Genomic DNA, 17,921 nt, shown 5'->3' with positions numbered 1-17,921 from the left:
CCGACTCCGTCAGACCGCGAGACGCATCACCAGGACCGACGACGGCGGTCCCCGCCCCGGCGCCACGTGCACGTCCACGCGCGCCGGCAGCGCACGGAGCGCCGCCGGCACGAGGGCACGGCGCACGACGGGCAACCGCAGGGGCTCCACGGCGAGCGGCCGCACCAACCACGCCGCGAGCAGCCAGACCCCGCGCTCGACGCCCACGAGCAGCGCGACGGCGGCGACCGTGGCCAGCACGTGCCACGCGACCATCTCCGGGGCGAGCACCGCCGGCTCGGCCGCACCGGCGCACGACCCGTAGACCCCGGCCGCCGGGCCCGCCAGGTGGCCGTGCGCCACGCCGCCGTCGGGCAGCGGGGACGGGCAGGCGCCCGCGAACCAGGAGAAGGCCTGGTGCGCGGCGAGCTGGCCGAGGCCCGCCAGGGCGAGGCCGCCCGGCCAGCGGATCTGCCGCCGGACGGCGCCCGCGGCGACGGCGAGCAGCAGCGCGCCCAGCAGGGCGATCGCCGCCACGGGCGGCACGTGGCCGCCCGCCTCCGAGTGCGCGGTCAGGGCAAGCCCGAGCACGACCGACGCCCACAGGAGCGCGCGGCCGAGGCCCACAGCTCCCGAGGATGGCGTCAGCACGGCACAGACCCTACTTCGCGGGCTGGTCCTCGTCGTCGGTCGCGCTCGGCTCGATGCGCTTCTCGGGCTCGATGTCCCCGGACGGCACGCAGTCCTCGGCGTTGCGCAGCGGCTGGTCGGCGGTCAGCTCGACGTCCTCCACGTCGAGCGGCGCCTCGAACTCCTCGCCGATGAGCAGGTCGATCTTGCGGTCCTTGCGGTCGTCGAGGACCAGGCGGATCTCGGGGAACTGCGCGGCCAGCGTGTAGGCCTGCACGATCCCCTTGCGGCCAAACCGGATCTCCGACTCCTGGAGCTGCACCGGCACGTTGCCCTTGGCAATGATGCTGAACCCGCGGTCGGCGAGCACCGTCTCGTGCGCGCTGGCCAGCCCGATCTCCTCCGAGGCGTTCAGCAGGCGGACCTGAACGTCGGAGTAGCTGGCCGGCAGGGCACCGTCGGGCTGCCCCTTGACCTTGGGCAGGCAGGGCACCGGGTAGGTCTTCTGCTCCGCCGCGCCCACCGTGGTGAACGGGCGGTTGAAGGGCGAGCTGATGGCGCCCGAGTAGACCGCGAGCGCGAAGATACCGCACACGGCGAGGAACGCGATGAGCACGCCGAAGACCACGGCCTGGCGCTCGTGTTCTCGACGTCGGCGCTCGACGCGCGCCTGGTCGTACCCGGGGGATGTCACGCGATGAACCTACCTGAGCTCAGCGGATGGTGAGCACGCGAGCGTGCAGGACTGGACGTTGCTGAAGGGCTGCCCGCACGGCGCGGTGCAGGCCGTCCTCCAGGTAGAGCGTGCCCTCGTACTCCACGACGTGGGCGAACAGGTCGCCGTAGAACGTGGAGTCCTCGGCCAGGAGCTGGTCGAGGTCGAGCGTGCGCTTGGTGGTCACGAGCTCGTCGAGGCGTACCTGCCGTGGGGGCACGTCGACCCAGTCGCGTGTGCGCGACCGCCCGTGCTCGGGGTACGGGCGGCCGTCTCCTACGGCCTTGAAGATCATCGGTCCGTCCTCACTGGACTCGGCGGGGCACGTCCGGGAGCGGCTGTCGAACCTGCCTGCTGACACCGGACGGCGTCCCGAACCCTACCGGAACGCGAGTGTCGACAACAGTTGGACTGACGCCGGCCCAGTAGGGCCGGCGCCGGTCAGACGATCGGGACGTCGCGGCGCCGGAACCCGGCGAACGCGAGCGCGAGCAGCACCACGGCGACACCGGACAGGCCCCAGAGGCGGGCCGCCTCGACGTCCGCCAGCGCGGGGTTGCCGACCCACCAGAACGGCGAGATCTTGCGCGCCCATTCCGGCAGGTCGAACAGGTCGGCGAACATGCCGACGAGGAAGACGTACCCGATCATCACCCACGCCAGGCCGGTCGCCCTGGGCAGCCAGGCGTAGAGCGCCGCCGCGAGGCCCACGAGCACCGCGAGCGCGGGCAGGTAGGCGAGTCCCAGCTCCAGGTACTCCCCGAACGCCAGCTCGTCGTACCCGGTCGACGCAGCACCCAGCCAGAGCGCGAGCGCACCGGTGATCTGCACCACCACGGTGCCCAGGAACGCGACCAGGAGCGGGGCGGCGAGCCATCGCCCGCGAGAGACCGGTGCGGCCAGCACGATCTCGGTGCGCCCGGACTCCTCCTCACCCTTGACCCGGAGCGTCGCCGCGATCCCGTACGCCGCGGCGCCCGCGGCGATGTACAGGCCGAAGATGCCGAGGAAGGTCCGGACCATGTCCTCGCCGCTGCCGAGCAGGGCGGCGTACATCGGGTTGCCCTGCACGGCGTCGAGCATGTTGGGCACCTCCCTGATGATGGTGCCGGACCCGAGCCACATCACGCCCAGGCCGGCCGTGGTCCACAGCAGGGCGCCCCGCTGCTGCACCCAGGCCAGCGCCGCCGGCCCGGCCAGCGTCGGCTCGGCATCCGCACGCCCGCTGCGCACGGCCACCAGGCCCGCCCCGAAGTCGCGGCGTGACCCCAGGAGCGCTGCCAGGACGAGGAGCAGGACGATCGCCGCGACGCACAAACCGAGGGGCCACCACCGCAGGTCGACGAAGACGCGCGTCTGCTGGACCCAGGCGATCGGCGAGAGCCAGGACAGGGCACTGCCGTGCTCGCCCTGCACGTCGCCGAGCGCACGGAGCAGGAACGCGGCGCCGAGCGCTGCCAGCGACAGCCCGACAGCGCCCCTGCCGTGCTCGTAGGCCTGCGCCGCGACGAGCGCCACGGCGCCGAAGACCAGCGCCCCGAGCGCGATCGCGAACGTCATCGCGAAGGACTGTGCGACGTCGAAGTCCTGCGCGGCGACCGCTACCGCGCTCGTCAGGGCGATGATCACGTTCATGATCAGGACGAGGAGCAGGGCGGCCACCGACGGCGCATGCCGGCCCACCACGCCGGCACGGACGAGCTCGGACCTGCTGCTCTCCTCCTCCGAGCGGGTGTGCCGCACGACCTGCAGGATGCTCATCACGGCGAGGGTGAGCACCAGCCAGAGGATGAACTCGTTCGCGACGGCGGCCCCGGGCGTGTAGTGGTCGAGGCCGTAGCCGGGCCCCGTCATCGAGATCATCGCCGGGGAGGACACGAGCACCGACCTCGCCTCGCTCGCCGCGGGGTCGTCGAGCAGCACGTACTCGCCGAGTCCCCCCGCATAGAGCAGGGTGACGCCGAGGGCCCACCAGAAGATGCGCATCCGGTCCCGACGGAGCATGAACCGCAGCAGCTTGCCGGTCCCGGCCAGCGTGGAGCCGAACACCGGACCGGCGAGCTCCCGGGCCGAGGGCGTCGCCACGGCCGCGCTCATCGCGCGCCTGCCGCTTCGGCCTCGAGCACGTCGCCGTAGTGGCGCATGAACAGCTCCTCGAGCGACGGCGGGGTCGCCGTGAGGCTGCGCACCCCGAGCGAGGTGAGCGTGGACAGGACGGCGCCGATCTGCGCGTTGTCGGCGTCGAACGTGACGCGCGTGCCGCCGTCGGACGGCGTGGAGGCCAGGTCGTGCACACCGGGCAGGGCGCCGACGACCGCCGGGTCGCCGTTCACGACGGCGGTCACGCTGGTGCGGGTGAGGTGGCGCAGCTCGTCGAGCGTGCCGGACTCGACGTCGGTGCCGTTGCGGATGATCGTGACGGTGTCGCACACCTTCTCGACCTCGGACAGGATGTGGCTGCTGAGCAGCACCGACCGGCCGGCGGCCCTGGCCTCACGCACGTACTCGGTGAACACGGCCTCCATGAGGGGGTCGAGACCGGAGGTCGGCTCGTCGAGCACGTACAGCTCCGCGTCGGTGAGGAACGCCGCGACCAGGGCGACCTTCTGCCGGTTCCCCTTGGAGTAGGTGCGTGCCTTCTTCCTCGGGTCCAGCTCGAACCGCTCCAGCAGCTCGGCCTTGCGGGCCCTGAGCCGGGCGCGGTCGGTACGGCCGCTGAGCCGGGCGAGGTAGTCGATGCACTCGCCACCGGACAGGTTCGGCCAGAGGCTCACGTCCCCGGGCACGTAGGTGATGCGCTTGTGGAGCTCGACGGCGTCACGCCAGACGTCGCCGCCGAACAGTCGGGCGGAGCCCGAGTCCGCACGCAACAGGCCGAGCAGGACGCGGATGGTGGTCGACTTGCCGGCCCCGTTGGGGCCCAGGAAGCCGCGGATCTCGCCCGGCCGGACGGTCAGGTCCAGGCCGTCGAGCGCCTGCACGGCGCCGAAGGACTTGTGCAGGTCGTGGATCTCGATCGCGGGTGTGGCGGTCATGGCTCGTTCGCTCTCTGACGTCGGGGTGGGGACGTGACAGGGCGGCGCCAGGGTCGGCCGGCAGGTCCGGTCAGCCGGCGGCGGGCGCCAGCCCGTCCTGTGCCGGCGGGTCCGGGACGTACATCAGGTAGTCGTCAAGCATGCGCCGGGAGGTCAGGTACCCCTCGGTGAACAGCTCCATCATCGGCAGGTAGCTGTTGGTCAGGTACCCGCGGACGATACCGGCGAGGTCGGCGGGGTTCTCCGGCGGGTCGAGCGTCACCTCGAGCAGCAGGGCACCGAGGGCGGAGAGCGTGAGGTAGCGGGCGCGGGCGGCCTCGTCCCGGCTGGGCACGATGACGCCGGCGGCGACCCCCTCCCGGGTGTAGCCGACGGCGTCGGTGACCATGTGGTCGATGAACTGCCGGGCCAGCGGGCCGCCGTCCTGCATGGACCGCAGGATGTAGCCGACGAGGCTCGCGTTCTCCTCCGCGGCCGCGAACTTGGAGAAGAAGCTCTGGTTCGCTGCGGCGTCGGCGACGTTCTCCCGCTTGAGCCGCCCGATCGTGGCCAGCACCTGCGCGTCGCACTCGGCGCGCAGCTTGTCCTTGGACCCGAAGTGGTGCATCACGAGGCCGGCGCTCACGCCGGCGTCGGCAGCGATGGTGCGGATCGAGGCTCCGAAGCCCTCCACCGCGAACCGGCTGACCGCCGTGTCCCGGATCTTGGCGCGGGACGTGAGGTCCTCGACGCCGTCGACTGAACGCATGTTCAAGATGCTAACCACGCGTTCAGCCGACTGTCCAGGGTCAGCCCGTGGCGGTCCCCCGCCAGCGGCCGATCGCGCGCATGACGTGGTAGATGACCAGGGCAGCGGCGGTGCCCAGCGCGATGCCGCCGAACTCGAGGTCGCCGGCCGCCCACGTGAAGTTCGCGATGCCGATGATCAGCGGCACGGCCGCCGTGGTCAGGTTCACCGAGTCGGAGAAGTCGACCTTGGCCTGCACCCAGATCCGGGCGCCGAGGATGCCGATCATCCCGTACAGCATGGTGGTGACGCCGCCGAGCACGCCCTGCGGCACGGTGTTGATCAGCGCGCCGAACTTGGGCGACATGCTGAGCACCAGCGCGCCGAACGCGGCCACCCAGTAGGCGGCCGTCGAGTACACGCGGGAGGCAGCCATGACGCCGATGTTCTCCGCGTACGTGGTGGTGCCGGAGCCGCCGCCGAGACCGGCGAGGGTGGTCGCGAGGCCGTCGGCGAACAGGGCGCGGCCGGTGAGCTTGTCGTAGTCGCGACCGGTCATCGCGGCCACCGACTTCACGTGGCCCACGTTCTCCGCGATGAGCACCAGGACCACCGGGAGGAACAGGCCGAGCACGGCCGGGTCGAACGACGGCGCGGTGAAGTGCGGCAGGCCGAACCAGTCGGCCTTCGTCACCGGGGAGAAGTCCACCTCGCCGCGCACGCTCGCGAACGCGTAGCCGATCACCACGCCGAGCAGGATCGCCAGGCGGCCGATGATCCCCCGGAACAGCACCTGGATCAGGATGATCGAGGCAAGGGTGACCACGGCCGTGACCGGCGAGGCCTGGAAGCCGGTGCAGTTGCCGTCCGCGTCGCACGACCCCCACGCCACCGGCGCCAGGTTGAGCCCGATGAGGGCCACGATCACACCGGTGACGACGGGCGGCATGGCAGCCTGGATCCAGCGTGGCCCCGCGAAGTGCACCACCACGCCCACCAGCGCCAGGAGCAGGCCGGTGGCGAGGATGCCGCCGATCGCGGCGGACTGCCCGGCCGACGCCGTGGCCGCGAGGATCGGTGCGATGAACGCGAAGCTCGACCCCAGGTAGCTCGGGAGCTTGTTGCCCGTGATGAGCAGGAACCCGATGGTGCCGATCGCCGAGAAGAAGAGCGTCGTCGCCGGGTCGAAGCCGGTGAGGATGGGCACCAGGAAGGTGGCACCGAACATCGCGACGATGTGCTGCAGACCGATCCCCACGGTCCGCGGCCAGCTCAGCCGCTCGTGCGGGGCGACCACCTCACCGGGGGCGATGCGGGCCCCGTCACCGTGCAGCTTCCAGCCGAGTCCCATTGTGTTGTCCTTGATCTCGCAACGAAAGTGTCGCGCGGATCTTAGCGGTCAGCGGGTACGGACCGGTCAACAGGTGCTGCGGTACTCGCTGATCTGCTCGTCCGGCTCCGGCGCGGGGCAGAGGAACCGCGCGTAGCGCTCGTCGTCGTCCACGTAAAGCTTGAGCCAGGAGATGCCGTACCGGGCGATGGTCGTGCCCGGCAGGCTGGGCGCGTCGTGCGCCGCGCCGCGCAGCTCCAGGTACGCCTTGTCGCCGTCCGCCGGGAGCGACTCGTACATCGGCTCGGCGTGCAGTCGCACCCGGGCCACCGTGTCGTTCTCGGCACCCACGACCAGCGTCGGCGCGCCCACCTCCGGGAACGTCTTGTCCACGCTCCACGGCGTGAGGGGCACGACGGCGCGCAGGGCCGGGCGGTCCTTGGCCGCCTCCAGGCTGCCGCCGCCGCCCATCGAGTGGCCCATCACGGCCTGCCGGGTGTGGTCGACCCGGTCCGCGACCGCGGTGTCCCGGAGCTGGTCGAGCGCGGCGAGGAGCTGGTCGCCGCGCTGCGCGGGTGAGTCGGCCGGGGAGTTCGTGTCGATCGTCACGACGACGAAGCCCTGCGAGGCGATCCGCGGCCCGAGCCAGGCGATGCTCGCCTGGGTGCCCGTGTAGCCGGGCGAGACGGCGACCGCCCCGAACGTGCCCTCGGACGTGTCGGCCGGGTAGTAGACGGTGGCGCCGCCGTATCCCTCTGCGGCGGTGCGCGGGATCACGAGCTGCTCCACGGCGAACGGGCCCAGCGGCGCCTCGATGCTCGCCTCGGTGGGGTCGGGGCCGCGCCGGAGGCTGTCGGCGGAAGCGGCGGCCGGCCCGACGAGCGTCCCGGCGGCCAGCACCGCCACGGCCAGAGAAGCACGGGCAACACGAGACATGCTCTGCATGGACTTCTCCCGGGGTCTGTCGCGAGGAGCGGCTGGGAAGACCCTAAGGAACATTCACCGCGACGGCCTGCGGAAGCGCACGGGCCGCCCCGTCAGGTAACGGGGCGGCCCGGGCGCGGCCGGGAGACGTCAGCCGAGCTGCGGGCGCACCTCGCGCGCGACCAGGTCGAGGTGGTCGAGGTCGGCCAGGTCGAGCACCTGGAGGTAGACGCGCTGGACGCCGTCGGCCTCGAGGGCCTTGAGCCGGTCCACGGCCTCGGCGACGGTGCCGGCGATGCCGTGCTCGCGCAGTTCCGCCGGCTCGCGGCCGATCGCCGCAGCACGCCGCGTGAACTCGGCCTCGTCCTTGCCGATCGCGGCGACGAGCGCCACCGACTGGACGATCGAACCGGGGTCGCGCCCGGCATCCGAGAGCGCCTTCTCGATGACCTTGATCCGGGGGCCGATCTCGCTGATCTCCGGGAAGGACTGGTTGTACTCGTCGCCGTACCGCGCCGCCAGGGCGGGCGTGCGGCGCGGGCCGCCTCCTCCGACCAGCACGGGGATCTTGGACTGCGCGGGCTTGGGCAGCGCGGGCGAGTCGGTGATCTGGTAGTGCTCGCCCGAGAACGAGAACTTCTCGCCGACGGGCGTGCCCCACAGGCCGGTGACGACGGCGAGCTGCTCCTCGAGGATGCCGAACCGCTTGTCGGGGAACGGGATGCCGTAGGCGGCGTGCTCGGCGGCGAACCAGCCGGTACCGAGCCCCAGCTCCACGCGGCCGCCGGACATCTGGTCCACCTGCGCCACCTGGATGGCGAGCACGCCGGGGTGCCGGAACGTCGCCGAGGAGACGAGCGTGCCCAGCCGCACGGTCGAGGTCTCACGGGCCAGGCCGGCGAGCGTGATCCAGGAGTCGGTGGGCCCGGGCAGGCCGTCCCGGTCACCCATGGCGAGGTAGTGGTCGGAACGGAAGAAGGCGCTGAACCCCAGCCGTTCGGTCGCCTGGGCGACGGCGAGCTGGTCGTCGTACGTCGCGCCCTGCTGGGGCTCGACGAAGATGCGGAGGTCGAGAGTCATGTTTCCTCTGGTGCCGGTCGGTCAGTCGAACTGGGGGTCGGTCGTGCGCGACCGCTTGATCTCGTAGAAGTACGGGTACCGCGCCAGGGCCACGGAGGCGTCGAACAGCGCGCCGGCCTCCTCACCGCGCGGGATGCGCGTGAGCACGGGACCGAAGAAGGCCACGCCGTCGACGTGGATGGTGGGCGTGCCGACGTCGTCCCCGACGGGCTTCATGCCGGCCTCGTGGGAGGCCGCGAGCTCCTCGTCGTAGTCCTCGGACGTCGCCACGCGCGCGAGCTCGGCGGGCAGGCCGGCCTCCGCGAGCGCCGCGACGGCCACGTCGTCGAACGCCTTGTCCTGCTGGTTGTGGATGCGCGTGCCGGCGGCGGTGTAGAAGGCGGAGAACGCCTCCGGTCCGTGGTCGGTCTGCACGGCCGCGGCGACACGACCGATGCCGCGCGAGCTCTCGATGCGGGCCCGGTAGTCGTCCGGGATGTCGCGGTCCTTGTTGAGCAGGTAGAGGCTCATGAGCTTGAAGGTGAGCTCGACGTCGCGGATCCGGGCCACCTCGAGGGCCCAGCGCGACGTGATCCAGGCAAAGGGGCACAGGGGGTCGACGTAGACGTCGACGACAGGACGGTCAGCGGTCTCGGTCACGCGCAGCAGACTACGCTCACCTGCGTGACCGGGATCCGTTGGGGAAGCCTCGCCACCGTCGTCGCCGGCGGGGTGATCTTTCTGGTGTGCCTGGTGGGCGTGATCCTCGGTCACCCGTGGGCCGCGGTGCCCGGTGTCCTCGGCCTGCTGACGGCCGTGCGCGAGGTGCGCTACCTGCGCAGGCTGCAGTCAGGGAAGATCTCCGGCAAACGGGAAAATTCGCATCATGAACCCCATTCCTCGCTCAAAGACTCTTCACGGCGCCCGGGGGGCACGCGGTAGCCTGCCTGGCATGACCGCCGTCCGGACCCACACGCACGCGCAGGCAGTTGACGCCGCGGTGGACCTGTTCACCCGGCAGGGGTACGAGGGAACCACCGTCGAGGAGATCGCCGACGCCGCGAAGGTGAGCCGCGCGACGTTCTTCCGCCGGTTCCGCTCCAAGGAGGACGTGGTCTTCGCCGACCACGAGCTGCTGCTCGAGGAGGTCGTGGTCATGCTCGCCGCGACCCGCCCCGACGCTCGGGCGAGCGAGGAGTCCGGCCACGACCTGGGCCGCGGCTGGGACCCGGACGTCGACCCGTACCTCGAGGTGTGCCGCGCGGCGCGCATGGTGTTCGACCATCACGTGGGCCAGCGTGAGACGTCGCTCGCCCGGTACGCACTGCTGCAGCAGGTGCCGGCGCTGCGCGACCGGGAGCTCATCACGACGCACCGCTACGAGCGGGCGTTCACCCACTACCTGCGCGACACCCTGCCGCCCGAGCGGTCCACCTCCACGGCGTCGATCGCCTTCGCGGCCTCGGTGGTCGCGGTGCACAACGCGATCCTGCGGCGCTGGCTCCGCACACCCTCGCTGGAGCTGCGGCCCGAGCTGGAGGAGGCGTTCGCCGACCTGCGCCGCGCCGCCGTCCTGGGCACGGCCGCGGGCCCCGCGGCCGACGACGGCACGCCGGTCACCCGCCGCGTCGTCGTGACGGTCGTCGAGGGGGCGGCCGGGCCCGACGAGGTGGCGCGCGCGGTCCGCGAGGCACTGGTCTGACACGGGCGGTCCCGGCGGGAATGCCGCCGTGGCATCCTGTGTTCCGCTAGACATCGTGCAGCAGTTGCACACGTGCTCCGGGGTCGGTGAAATTCCGAGCCGGCGGTGACAGTCCGCGACCCGGGCGACTCCTTCGGGAGAAGCCCGGTTGACCTGGTGGAACTCCAGGACCGACGGTGAAAGTCCGGATGGGAGGAAGCACGTGCGACGCGCGCCGTCCACCCCTTGGGGCGCCGGCACCGCGTCGTCGTCGGCGCCGTCCTGGCGCGCCGGCCCTCACCCCGGAGTCCCCGTGTGCGGACCTGGAGAGGGAAGAGAAATGGACTGGTTCCGCGCCGCCTACGACGCGACGTTCCTGGTCGGCGACCAGCAGATCTACTGGCGCGAGGTCATCGGCAACCTGTTCGGCCTGGCCTCCGCCCTGGGCGGCCTGCGCCGCAAGGTGTGGGCCTGGCCGGTGGGCATCGTCGGCAACATCCTGCTCTTCACCGTCTTCATGGGCTCCTGGTTCGGCGAGACCGGCCGTGCCGACATGCTCGGCCAGGCCGCCCGCCAGATCATGTTCATCGCCGTGTCGATCTACGGCTGGTACCGCTGGCGGCAGACCCAGCGCGCGGGCGGCGCCGGCACGGTCGCGGTGCACCCGCGCTGGGCCTCGTGGCGGGTCCGCATCGGCCTGGTGACCGGGATGTTCGCCGGGACCCTGCTCCTGACCCCCCTCTTCCGGACCCTCGGCTCGTACGAGCCGGTCTGGGCCGACGCCTGGATCTTCACCGGCTCGGTGCTCGCCACCTACGGCATGGCCAAGGGCTGGGTCGAGTTCTGGCTGATCTGGGTGGCCGTCGACCTGGTGGGCGTGCCGCTCCTGTTCTCCGCCGGGTACTGGGCCACCGCGCTCATGTACGTGGTCTACGGCGCGTTCACGCTGTTCGGCTTCTTCGCGTGGTGGCGCATCAGCCGCCGGGAGAACGCCGGCCCGGACCAGGTGGCGGTCGCGGCCGCCTGACCGCCCGGCCGGTCGCGTAGCGTCGGCGCTCGTGAACGCACAGGAGCGCACGGCCAGGATCGGGATCGTCGGCTCGGGCTTCCGCGCCCGCACCATGCTGCGGGTGCTGCACGCCCTGCCGGACCGGTTCGAGGTGGCCGGCGTGGCCACCCGCAACGCGGCGGACCGGGAGGCGCTGGCGACCCGCGGTCTGCTCGCGGCGGGCCTGCCGGGGCTCCCTGCCCCAGCCTTCGCCTCGGTGTCCGAGCTGCTCGCCGCGGGCCTGCCCGACGTCGTGCTGGTCACGCTGCCGGCCGGTGCGGCCCAGCCTGTGATCCGCGAACTCGCCGCCGCCGGCGTCCCCGTGCTCACGGAGACGCCGGCGGCCGGCACGGTCGAGGAGCTCGCCGCGCTGCAGCGGCTCGTGGACGACGGCGCCTGCGTGCACGTCGCCGAGCAGTACCACCTGGAGCCGCTGGTCAGCGCGCAGCTCATGGTCGTGGCGTCCGGCCGGCTCGGCAGGGTGACCGACGCGCACGTGGCGGTGGCGCACGACTACCACGGGATCAGCGTGCTGCGCCGGGCCCTGGGCGCCGGTTTCGAGGACGCCGAGATCACGGCCCGTCGCGACGCGCGCCGGGTGCTGCCGAGCCCCAGCCGGGCGGCCGACCCCGACGACCTCGACCTGGTCGACACGGTGCACGCCACGGCGTGGCTCGACTTCGGCGACCGGCTCGGCACCTACGAGTTCGACGACGTCCAGTACCGCTCCTGGGTGCGCTCCCCCGCCCTGCTCGTGCGCGGCGAGCGGGGCGAGCTGCGCGACGACGTCGCCCGCACGGTCGGTGCCGACGGGCAGCCCCGTCGGTCGGCGCTGGAGCGGGTGGCCGCGGGCGGCGCCGGCAGCCACGAGGGCCTGTTCCTGCGGGGCTACACGCTCGACGGCGAGTGGGTGCACCGCAGCGAGTTCCGCCCGGCCCGCCTGGCCGACGACGAGCTGTCGATCGCGCGCATCGTGGCCGACATGGCCGACCACGTGCTGCACGGGGCGGCGGCGCCGTACTCCGTGGCCGAGGCGGCCCAGGACCAGTACCTGCAGCTCGAGGTGCGGCGTGCCGCGGCGTCGGGAGAACGGGTCCGGACCCGGCCTCAGGCCTGGGCGCACGGGCGTTCCTGCCGGCACGGCGCGGCATCGACCGAGTGAGACGTAGTATCGCTTGACCTGAGATCCGGTACCGGCGCACCATGGGGAGCATGACTCAGACCCCAGGGGTGACGGCGCCCGACTACGACCTCACGCAGCCGCTCGACATCGACTTCGCCGGCGTGTTCGCCGACATCACGGAGGAGGAGCGGGCCCAGCAGCTCGCCGTCCGCCGGTTCGTGCAGGACGAGGTCCTCCCCGTCATCGACGGCTACTGGGAGCGGTACGAGGTACCGATGGACCTGGTCAAGCGCATGGCCGAGCTGGACTTCCTGCGCGACGGCGTGGACGTGCCCGGCTTCCCGAAGATCTCGAAGATGGCCGAGGGCCTGTCCGCGATGGAGATGTCGCGCGGCGACGGCTCCGTGACCACGATCTGCGGCGTGCAGGGCGGCCTCGCGCTGCGCTCGATCGTCATGCTCGGCTCGGACGAGCAGATCGAGAAGTACGCCGGCCCGATGGCCCGTGGCGAGATCCTGGGCGCGTTCGCGCTGACCGAGCCCACGCACGGCTCGGACTCCGTGGGCCTGGAGACCTCCGCCGTGAAGGAGACGCGCGACGGCGTCGAGGGGTACGTCATCAACGGCGAGAAGAAGTGGATCGGCTTCGGCTCGATCGGCGACATCTCCGTGGTCTGGGCGCGCGGCGAGGACGGCCAGGTGCACGGCTACATCGTCCCGCAGGACACCCCCGGGTACGGGGCCACGACGATCGAGGGCAAGCTCTCGCTGCGCGCCATCCACCAGGCCCACATCGTGCTGGACGACGTGTTCGTCCCGGCCGACAGCCTGCTGCCGAAGTCGCGCTCGTTCAAGGACACCGGCCGCGTCCTGTTCGCCACGCGCCTCGGGGTCGCCTGGGGCGCCGTCGGGCAGGCCATCGCCTGCTACGAGACCGCCGTGGCCTACTCCAAGCAGCGGGTGCAGTTCGGCCGGCCGCTGGCCGCCAGCCAGATGGTCCAGGAGCGCCTCACGAAGATGCTGTCGATCCTCACGCAGATGCAGCTCCTCGTGAAGCAGATGACGCGGCTCGACGAGGCGGAGCAGCTCACCGGCCCGCAGGCGTCGCTCGCCAAGTACACCTGCACGCGCGGCGCCCGGGAGATCGCGGCGATCGCCCGAGACCTGCTCGGCGGCAACGGCATCCTGCTGGAGAACCGCGTGGCGCGGCACTTCGCCGACATCGAGGCCCTGCACACGTACGAGGGCACCGAGAGCATGCAGGCCCTCATCATCGGCCGCGAGATCACGGGTACCAGCGCCTTCGCCTGAGCAGTACCGGGGTAGGGACAACCCCACCCGCACCCGGTGGGGTCACTCAATGTCCCCGGGGCGCCGGGCCGCCTAGGGTCATGACCATGACCAGCGATGACGGCCCGGTGCCCCCGCCCCGCACCCTCGCGGAGCACGTCGCGCCCGCACTGACCTCGGGCGCGGGCTTCTTCCGGGCGCCCTTCCACCCGGCCACCCGGCGCGCCGTCGCCGCGCTGGCCGTGGGGTGGGTGTGGCACCTGACCGCGGGCCTCATCGTCTGGATCCTCGTCCTGGTCTCGGCCGGGCTGGTCCCCGCGCTCGGCGTCGGGGTGCCGATGCTCGCCTTCTGCCTCGTCGTCGCCCGCCGGTTCGGCACCGCCGAGCGCGCTCGCGTCGCCCGCCAGACCGGCGTCCGGGTCCCCGCGCCCCGCCCGGCCCCCGCGCCGCACCGCCGCGGCGTGTGGTCCCGGCTGTGGGCACGTGTGCGTGACGACCGCGCCTGGGCGGCCGCGCTCCATGCCTTCCTCGGCATGCTCACGACCTGCCTGTTCTTCTCCGTCGTCACCGCCCTGGCCGCGGCGGCGGTCGCGGCGGTGATCTTCACGTTCGTCGGCCGCGACACCGCGCTCGCCGGGTGGCCGGGCCTGCCGTGGCCCGCGACGGTGGCCGGCGCGTTCGCGGGCGCCGTCGTGCTCGTCTGGGCGGCGGCCGCCCTCGCGCAGTACGGGTCGTACCTCATGGTGCGCCTCGCCGGTGCCCTGCTCGGCCCGTCCGCGACCGAGCTCGCCCGCGCCCGCGCCGCCGCCGCCGAGCGGGAGACCCGCGTCGCGGAGGCCGCCGCGCACACGGCCCGCGAGCGCGCGGCCGTCCTCACCGAGTCGCGCACCGCCGCGGTGTCCGCCGCCGACACCGAGCGCCGCCGCATCGAGCGTGACCTGCACGACGGCGCCCAGCAACGCCTGGTCGCCCTCGGCGTCGAGCTCGGCGTGGCCCGCAGGCTGGCCGACAAGGACCCCGAGCACGCGGTCGCCGCCCTGGAGCTCGCGCACCGCGAGATCAAGGAGACCCTGGCCGAGCTGCGCGACCTGGTGCGCGGCATCCACCCCGCCGTGCTCTCCGACCGCGGGCTCGACGCCGCGCTGTCCGCGCTGGCGGGCCGCAGCCCGGTCCCGGTCCGCGTGGAGGTCGTCGGCGACCTCACGCCGGCCAGCCCGGCGGCCCAGGCCGCCGCCTACTTCGTGGTCGCCGAGGCCCTGACCAACGTGGCCAAGCACGCCGCGGCCGACCTGGTGCGGGTGCACGCGAGCCTCGTGCCCGACGACCACCCGGCGCGCCTGCGCGTCGCGGTGTCCGACGACGGCCGCGGTGGTGCGGAGCTGTCCCCCGGCAGCGGGCTCGCGGGCCTGCGCGGCAGGGTCGCGGCCCTGGACGGCACCTTCGAGCTCGACAGCCCGCCCGGCGCGGGCACCCGCCTGACCGTGGAGGTCCCGTGCGCATCGTGATCGCGGAGGACTCCGTCCTCCTCCTGGACGGCCTGACCCGCCTGCTGGTGGCCGAAGGGCACGAGGTGACGGGGTACGGCACGGCCGACCACCTGGTCCTCGCGCTGTCGACGCCGGACGCCGAGCTGCCCGACCTGCTGGTCACCGACGTGCGGATGCCGCCGTCGCACACCGACGAGGGCCTGCGGGCCGCGGTGCACCTGCGCAGCCTGCATCCCCGGCTGCCCGTCCTGGTGCTCTCGCAGTACGTGGAGCAGAGCTACGCGAGCGAGCTGTTCGCGCGGGGCGCGCGCGGCCTGGGATATGTGCTCAAGGACCGCGTGGCCGACGTCGACGAGTTCCTCGACGCCGTCGCCCGGGTGTCGGAGGGCGGCACCGTCGTGGATCCCGAGGTCGTCACGCAGATCATCGCGCGCCACCCCGGCTCGGACCTCGACGTCCTGACCAGGCGCGAGCGCGAGGTCCTGGCGCTGATGGCCGAGGGCCGCTCCAACGCCGCCATCGCGGACCGCCTCGTCGTGGGGCTGGCCGCCGTCGAGAAGCACGTCACCAACATCCTGACCAAGCTCGGCCTCCCGCCGGCCGCCGACGACCACCGCCGGGTGCTCGCCGTGCTGCGCTGGCTCGACCAGAACGGATCCCGCTGATGACCCAGCCACCTCCCGAGAGCTACCCCCAGGACGCCGGGTACGCGCCCGGCCCCCCGCAGCGCGGCGCGACCGCCCGCGTGCTGACGACGCTCGGCGTGGTGCTCGGCGTCGTCGTCGTGGGCTTCGGCGCGCTGTTCCTGGTCGACCTGATGGTGTCTGAGACGTCCACCACCCACCGGTCCTACGACGCCGTGGACACGGTGGTGCTGGTCACCGACGGCGACGTCACCGTCACTGCCGCCGAGGGCGACGTCGAGGTCGACGCCATCGCGCACAGTGGCCTCCGCAGCCCCCGGTACTCCGCGAACGAGTCGCCGAACCGGCTCGAGGTCACGCACCGCTGCGGCTGGTCGATCTTCCTGCCCCGGTGCTCCGGCGAGCTCGACGTGACTCTGCCCGCCGACACGGAGGTGGTGGTCCGCACCGAGAACGGCGACGTCGTGGCGAGCGGAGTGGCCGGTGAGGTCGACGTGCGCACGAGCAACGGCCGGGTCGAGGCCACCGACGTGGGCGGCTTCTTGTCCGCCCGGTCGAGCAACGGCGACATCACCGTCGCGAATGCCGGCTCCGACGTGAAGGTCTCGACCTCCAACGGCGAGATCTCCGTCGGCGACGTGGACGGCACCGTCACCGGCAACACCAGCAACGGGCGGATCACGCTCGACGCGGTCGCGGGCGACGCGTCGGCCCGCACCAGCAACGGCTCCGTGGAGATCTCGGCGGTGGGCGGCGACGTCTACGCCGAGACCAGCAACGGCCGCATCACGGTGCACGGCGGCGAGGAGCCGGTGGCCCTGACGATCCAGACGTCGAACGGCGACGAGATCATCGAGGGGCCCACCGACCCGGATGCCGCGCGTACCGTCGAGATGCGCAGCTCGAACGGGGACGTCGCCTACCTCAGCCGGTGAACGTCAGCCACAGCAGCGTGACGTTCAGTGCCACGATGACGCCTGCGACCACCCAGGCCAGCACCTGGGTGGTCAGGGCGTTGCGGTGCTCGCCCAGCAGCGTGCGGTCCTGGGTGAGCTTCACCAGCGGGATCATCGCGAACGGGATACCGAAGCTGAGCACCACCTGGCTCACCACCAGCAGCCAGGTGGGCGAGATCCCGGTCATGAGCAGCAGGATGGCCGGCAGCAGCGTCACCACGCGCCGGGTCAGCAGCGACACGCGCACCTTCAGCAGGCCAGACATGATCTCGGCCCCCGCGTAGGCACCGACCGACGTGGACGCGAGCCCCGAGGCCAGGAGCCCCACGGCGAACAGCACGCCCACGACCGGCCCGAGCGTGCCGGCGATGGCGGCGTGCGCGCCCTCGATGGTGTCCGTGCCCTCCCGCCCGGCGAGGTTCGCGGCCGCCAGCAGCAGCATGGCGATGTTCACGCTCCCGGCCAGGATCAGCGCGAGAACCACGTCCACCCGCGTGGCGCGCAGGATGCGCGGCACCGACGTCGACGGCGCGTGCAGGTGGTCGCGAGCGAGCGAGGAGTGCAGGTAGATCGCGTGCGGCATCACGGTGGCGCCGAGCATCGAGGCCGCCAGCAGCACGGAGTCCGCGCCCTCCAGGCGGGGCACGAGGCCGGCCAGCATGGCGGCCGGGTCGGGCGGGGAGAAGAACAGCCCGGCACAGAAGCCGACCGTGAGCACGGCGAGCATCGACGTGACGACCCCTTCGAACGCCCGCTGCCCGCGGCGCTGCTGCACCCCCAGCACCAGCAGGGACACCACCCCGGTGATGACGCCGCCCAGCACCAGCGGCACGCCGAACAGCAGGTTCAGGGCGATGGCACCGCCGATCACCTCGGCGAGGTCGGTCGCGGCGGCGACCACCTCGGCCTGCACCCAGTAGGCGAGCCGGGCGCGGCGGGGCAGGCGCTCCCCCAGCACCTCGGGCAGGGACCGGCCGGTCACCACGCCGAGCTTGGCCGACAGGTACTGCACCAGCACCGCCATCGCGTTGGCCGCCACGAGCACCCAGACCAGCAGGTACCCGAACCGGGCTCCCGCGGTGAGGTTCGCGGCCACGTTGCCGGGATCCACGTAGGCGATGGCCGCGACGAAGGCGGGTCCCAGCAGGACGAAGAGGCGGGCGCGACCGGTGCGTGGCCCAGCGGCGGTGCGAGTCATCGGGTCTCCAGAAAGTTCGGGTATCCGAACTCTAACTCGCGAATCGCCGAACTTGTACCCGTATCGACCGATCGCCGATCCGATCGCCGATCAGTG

General features: G+C 72.5%; 19 protein-coding genes and 1 riboswitch. Of the genes, 8 read left to right on the top strand and 11 right to left on the bottom strand.

Translation table 11 applies throughout. The features are described from left to right. Positions 1-9: 9 nt before the first annotated feature. From ACH47X_RS25555 to ACH47X_RS25510, 10 genes are all read right to left on the bottom strand, one after another. On the bottom strand, positions 10-630 hold the full coding sequence (locus ACH47X_RS25555) for a hypothetical protein (RefSeq protein WP_397408061.1): 621 nt from the start codon (positions 628-630) through the stop codon (positions 10-12). A gap of 10 nt (positions 631-640) precedes the next feature. Then, positions 641-1,303: a LytR C-terminal domain-containing protein gene (locus ACH47X_RS25550; RefSeq protein WP_397408059.1), complete on the bottom strand. Its 663-nt coding sequence runs from the start codon at positions 1,301-1,303 to the stop codon at positions 641-643. 19 nt (positions 1,304-1,322) lie between these two features. Then, entirely contained in the window at positions 1,323-1,619 is a 297-nt protein-coding gene (locus tag ACH47X_RS25545; RefSeq protein WP_020017838.1) for a type II toxin-antitoxin system VapB family antitoxin, read from the bottom strand. 146 nt (positions 1,620-1,765) lie between these two features. Further along, positions 1,766-3,421: an ABC transporter permease gene (locus ACH47X_RS25540; protein WP_397408057.1), complete on the bottom strand. Its 1,656-nt coding sequence runs from the start codon at positions 3,419-3,421 to the stop codon at positions 1,766-1,768. After that, on the bottom strand, positions 3,418-4,359 hold the full coding sequence (locus ACH47X_RS25535) for an ABC transporter ATP-binding protein (protein ID WP_142040763.1): 942 nt from the start codon (positions 4,357-4,359) through the stop codon (positions 3,418-3,420). Before ACH47X_RS25535 ends, ACH47X_RS25540 begins: the two co-directional genes overlap by 4 nt. Positions 4,360-4,429: 70 nt before the next feature. Further along, on the bottom strand, positions 4,430-5,107 hold the full coding sequence (locus ACH47X_RS25530; protein WP_397408056.1) for a TetR/AcrR family transcriptional regulator: 678 nt from the start codon (positions 5,105-5,107) through the stop codon (positions 4,430-4,432). A gap of 40 nt (positions 5,108-5,147) precedes the next feature. After that, on the bottom strand, positions 5,148-6,437 hold the full coding sequence (locus ACH47X_RS25525) for a uracil-xanthine permease family protein (protein ID WP_397408054.1): 1,290 nt from the start codon (positions 6,435-6,437) through the stop codon (positions 5,148-5,150). Positions 6,438-6,503: 66 nt separating this feature from the next. Beyond that, positions 6,504-7,361, bottom strand: a complete 858-nt coding sequence (locus ACH47X_RS25520; protein ID WP_397408052.1) for a poly(ethylene terephthalate) hydrolase family protein — start codon at positions 7,359-7,361, stop codon at positions 6,504-6,506. A gap of 129 nt (positions 7,362-7,490) precedes the next feature. Further along, positions 7,491-8,420: an LLM class F420-dependent oxidoreductase gene (locus ACH47X_RS25515; RefSeq protein WP_036960968.1), complete on the bottom strand. Its 930-nt coding sequence runs from the start codon at positions 8,418-8,420 to the stop codon at positions 7,491-7,493. A gap of 21 nt (positions 8,421-8,441) precedes the next feature. Then, the gene (locus tag ACH47X_RS25510) at positions 8,442-9,059 is read right to left on the bottom strand and encodes a DsbA family protein (RefSeq protein WP_397408050.1); all 618 of its coding nucleotides are present in this window, start codon (positions 9,057-9,059) and stop codon (positions 8,442-8,444) included. 24 nt (positions 9,060-9,083) lie between these two features. On the opposite strand from ACH47X_RS25510, the gene ACH47X_RS25505 reads away from it, so the two are divergent. From ACH47X_RS25505 to ACH47X_RS25470, 8 genes are all read left to right on the top strand, one after another. Further along, entirely contained in the window at positions 9,084-9,341 is a 258-nt protein-coding gene (locus ACH47X_RS25505) for a hypothetical protein (RefSeq protein WP_142040780.1), read from the top strand. Positions 9,342-9,351: 10 nt separating this feature from the next. Further along, entirely contained in the window at positions 9,352-10,101 is a 750-nt protein-coding gene (locus tag ACH47X_RS25500) for a helix-turn-helix domain-containing protein (RefSeq protein WP_397408047.1), read from the top strand. A 68-nt stretch (positions 10,102-10,169) separates the two neighbouring features. Further along, positions 10,170-10,307: riboswitch (FMN riboswitch) on the top strand. A gap of 113 nt (positions 10,308-10,420) precedes the next feature. Then, on the top strand, positions 10,421-11,107 hold the full coding sequence (pnuC, locus tag ACH47X_RS25495; RefSeq protein ID WP_397408045.1) for a nicotinamide riboside transporter PnuC: 687 nt from the start codon (positions 10,421-10,423) through the stop codon (positions 11,105-11,107). 31 nt (positions 11,108-11,138) lie between these two features. Further along, a complete protein-coding gene (locus tag ACH47X_RS25490; RefSeq protein WP_397408043.1) occupies positions 11,139-12,290 on the top strand; it encodes a Gfo/Idh/MocA family protein in 1,152 nt (383 codons plus the stop codon). Between the two features lie 50 nt (positions 12,291-12,340). Further along, positions 12,341-13,561, top strand: a complete 1,221-nt coding sequence (locus ACH47X_RS25485) for an acyl-CoA dehydrogenase family protein (protein WP_397408041.1) — start codon at positions 12,341-12,343, stop codon at positions 13,559-13,561. 86 nt (positions 13,562-13,647) lie between these two features. Further along, the gene (locus ACH47X_RS25480; protein ID WP_397408039.1) at positions 13,648-15,045 is read left to right on the top strand and encodes a sensor histidine kinase; all 1,398 of its coding nucleotides are present in this window, start codon (positions 13,648-13,650) and stop codon (positions 15,043-15,045) included. Beyond that, entirely contained in the window at positions 15,033-15,692 is a 660-nt protein-coding gene (locus ACH47X_RS25475; RefSeq protein ID WP_036960957.1) for a LuxR C-terminal-related transcriptional regulator, read from the top strand. The genes ACH47X_RS25480 and ACH47X_RS25475 overlap by 13 nt, the downstream gene beginning before the upstream one ends. Continuing rightward, positions 15,692-16,606, top strand: coding sequence for a DUF4097 family beta strand repeat-containing protein (locus ACH47X_RS25470; RefSeq protein ID WP_397408036.1), 915 nt, complete (start codon positions 15,692-15,694; stop codon positions 16,604-16,606). The genes ACH47X_RS25475 and ACH47X_RS25470 overlap by 1 nt, the downstream gene beginning before the upstream one ends. Here the strand turns inward: ACH47X_RS25470 and ACH47X_RS25465 are convergent. Beyond that, positions 16,596-17,825 carry an Nramp family divalent metal transporter gene (locus ACH47X_RS25465; protein WP_397408034.1) on the bottom strand — a complete coding sequence of 410 codons (1,230 nt, stop codon included), beginning with the start codon at positions 17,823-17,825 and terminating at the stop codon, positions 16,596-16,598. The two genes, ACH47X_RS25470 and ACH47X_RS25465, sit on opposite strands and share 11 nt — an antisense overlap. Between the last annotated feature and the right edge of the window lie 96 nt (positions 17,826-17,921).

Source organism: Promicromonospora kroppenstedtii (assembly GCF_044389675.1).
Taxonomy (GTDB): domain Bacteria; phylum Actinomycetota; class Actinomycetes; order Actinomycetales; family Cellulomonadaceae; genus Promicromonospora; species Promicromonospora kroppenstedtii.
Note: the sequence above shows the minus strand (reverse complement) of the source record. Positions and strands in the feature narration are given on the sequence as shown.

Excerpts from the sequence above, each read along its gene's own strand:
- ACH47X_RS25545 (WP_020017838.1), bottom strand. The coding sequence starts at position 1,619 with ATGATCTTCAAGGCCGTAGGAGACGGCCGCCCGTACCCCGAGCACGGG.
- ACH47X_RS25540 (WP_397408057.1), bottom strand. The coding sequence starts at position 3,421 with ATGAGCGCGGCCGTGGCGACGCCCTCGGCCCGGGAGCTCGCCGGTCCG.
- ACH47X_RS25535 (WP_142040763.1), bottom strand. The coding sequence starts at position 4,359 with ATGACCGCCACACCCGCGATCGAGATCCACGACCTGCACAAGTCCTTC.
- ACH47X_RS25530 (WP_397408056.1), bottom strand. The coding sequence starts at position 5,107 with ATGCGTTCAGTCGACGGCGTCGAGGACCTCACGTCCCGCGCCAAGATC.
- ACH47X_RS25525 (WP_397408054.1), bottom strand. The coding sequence starts at position 6,437 with ATGGGACTCGGCTGGAAGCTGCACGGTGACGGGGCCCGCATCGCCCCC.
- ACH47X_RS25520 (WP_397408052.1), bottom strand. The coding sequence starts at position 7,361 with ATGCAGAGCATGTCTCGTGTTGCCCGTGCTTCTCTGGCCGTGGCGGTG.
- ACH47X_RS25515 (WP_036960968.1), bottom strand. The coding sequence starts at position 8,420 with ATGACTCTCGACCTCCGCATCTTCGTCGAGCCCCAGCAGGGCGCGACG.
- ACH47X_RS25500 (WP_397408047.1), top strand. The coding sequence starts at position 9,352 with ATGACCGCCGTCCGGACCCACACGCACGCGCAGGCAGTTGACGCCGCG.
- pnuC (WP_397408045.1), top strand. The coding sequence starts at position 10,421 with ATGGACTGGTTCCGCGCCGCCTACGACGCGACGTTCCTGGTCGGCGAC.
- ACH47X_RS25485 (WP_397408041.1), top strand. The coding sequence starts at position 12,341 with ATGACTCAGACCCCAGGGGTGACGGCGCCCGACTACGACCTCACGCAG.
- ACH47X_RS25480 (WP_397408039.1), top strand. The coding sequence starts at position 13,648 with ATGACCAGCGATGACGGCCCGGTGCCCCCGCCCCGCACCCTCGCGGAG.
- ACH47X_RS25470 (WP_397408036.1), top strand. The coding sequence starts at position 15,692 with ATGACCCAGCCACCTCCCGAGAGCTACCCCCAGGACGCCGGGTACGCG.
- ACH47X_RS25465 (WP_397408034.1), bottom strand. The coding sequence starts at position 17,825 with ATGACTCGCACCGCCGCTGGGCCACGCACCGGTCGCGCCCGCCTCTTC.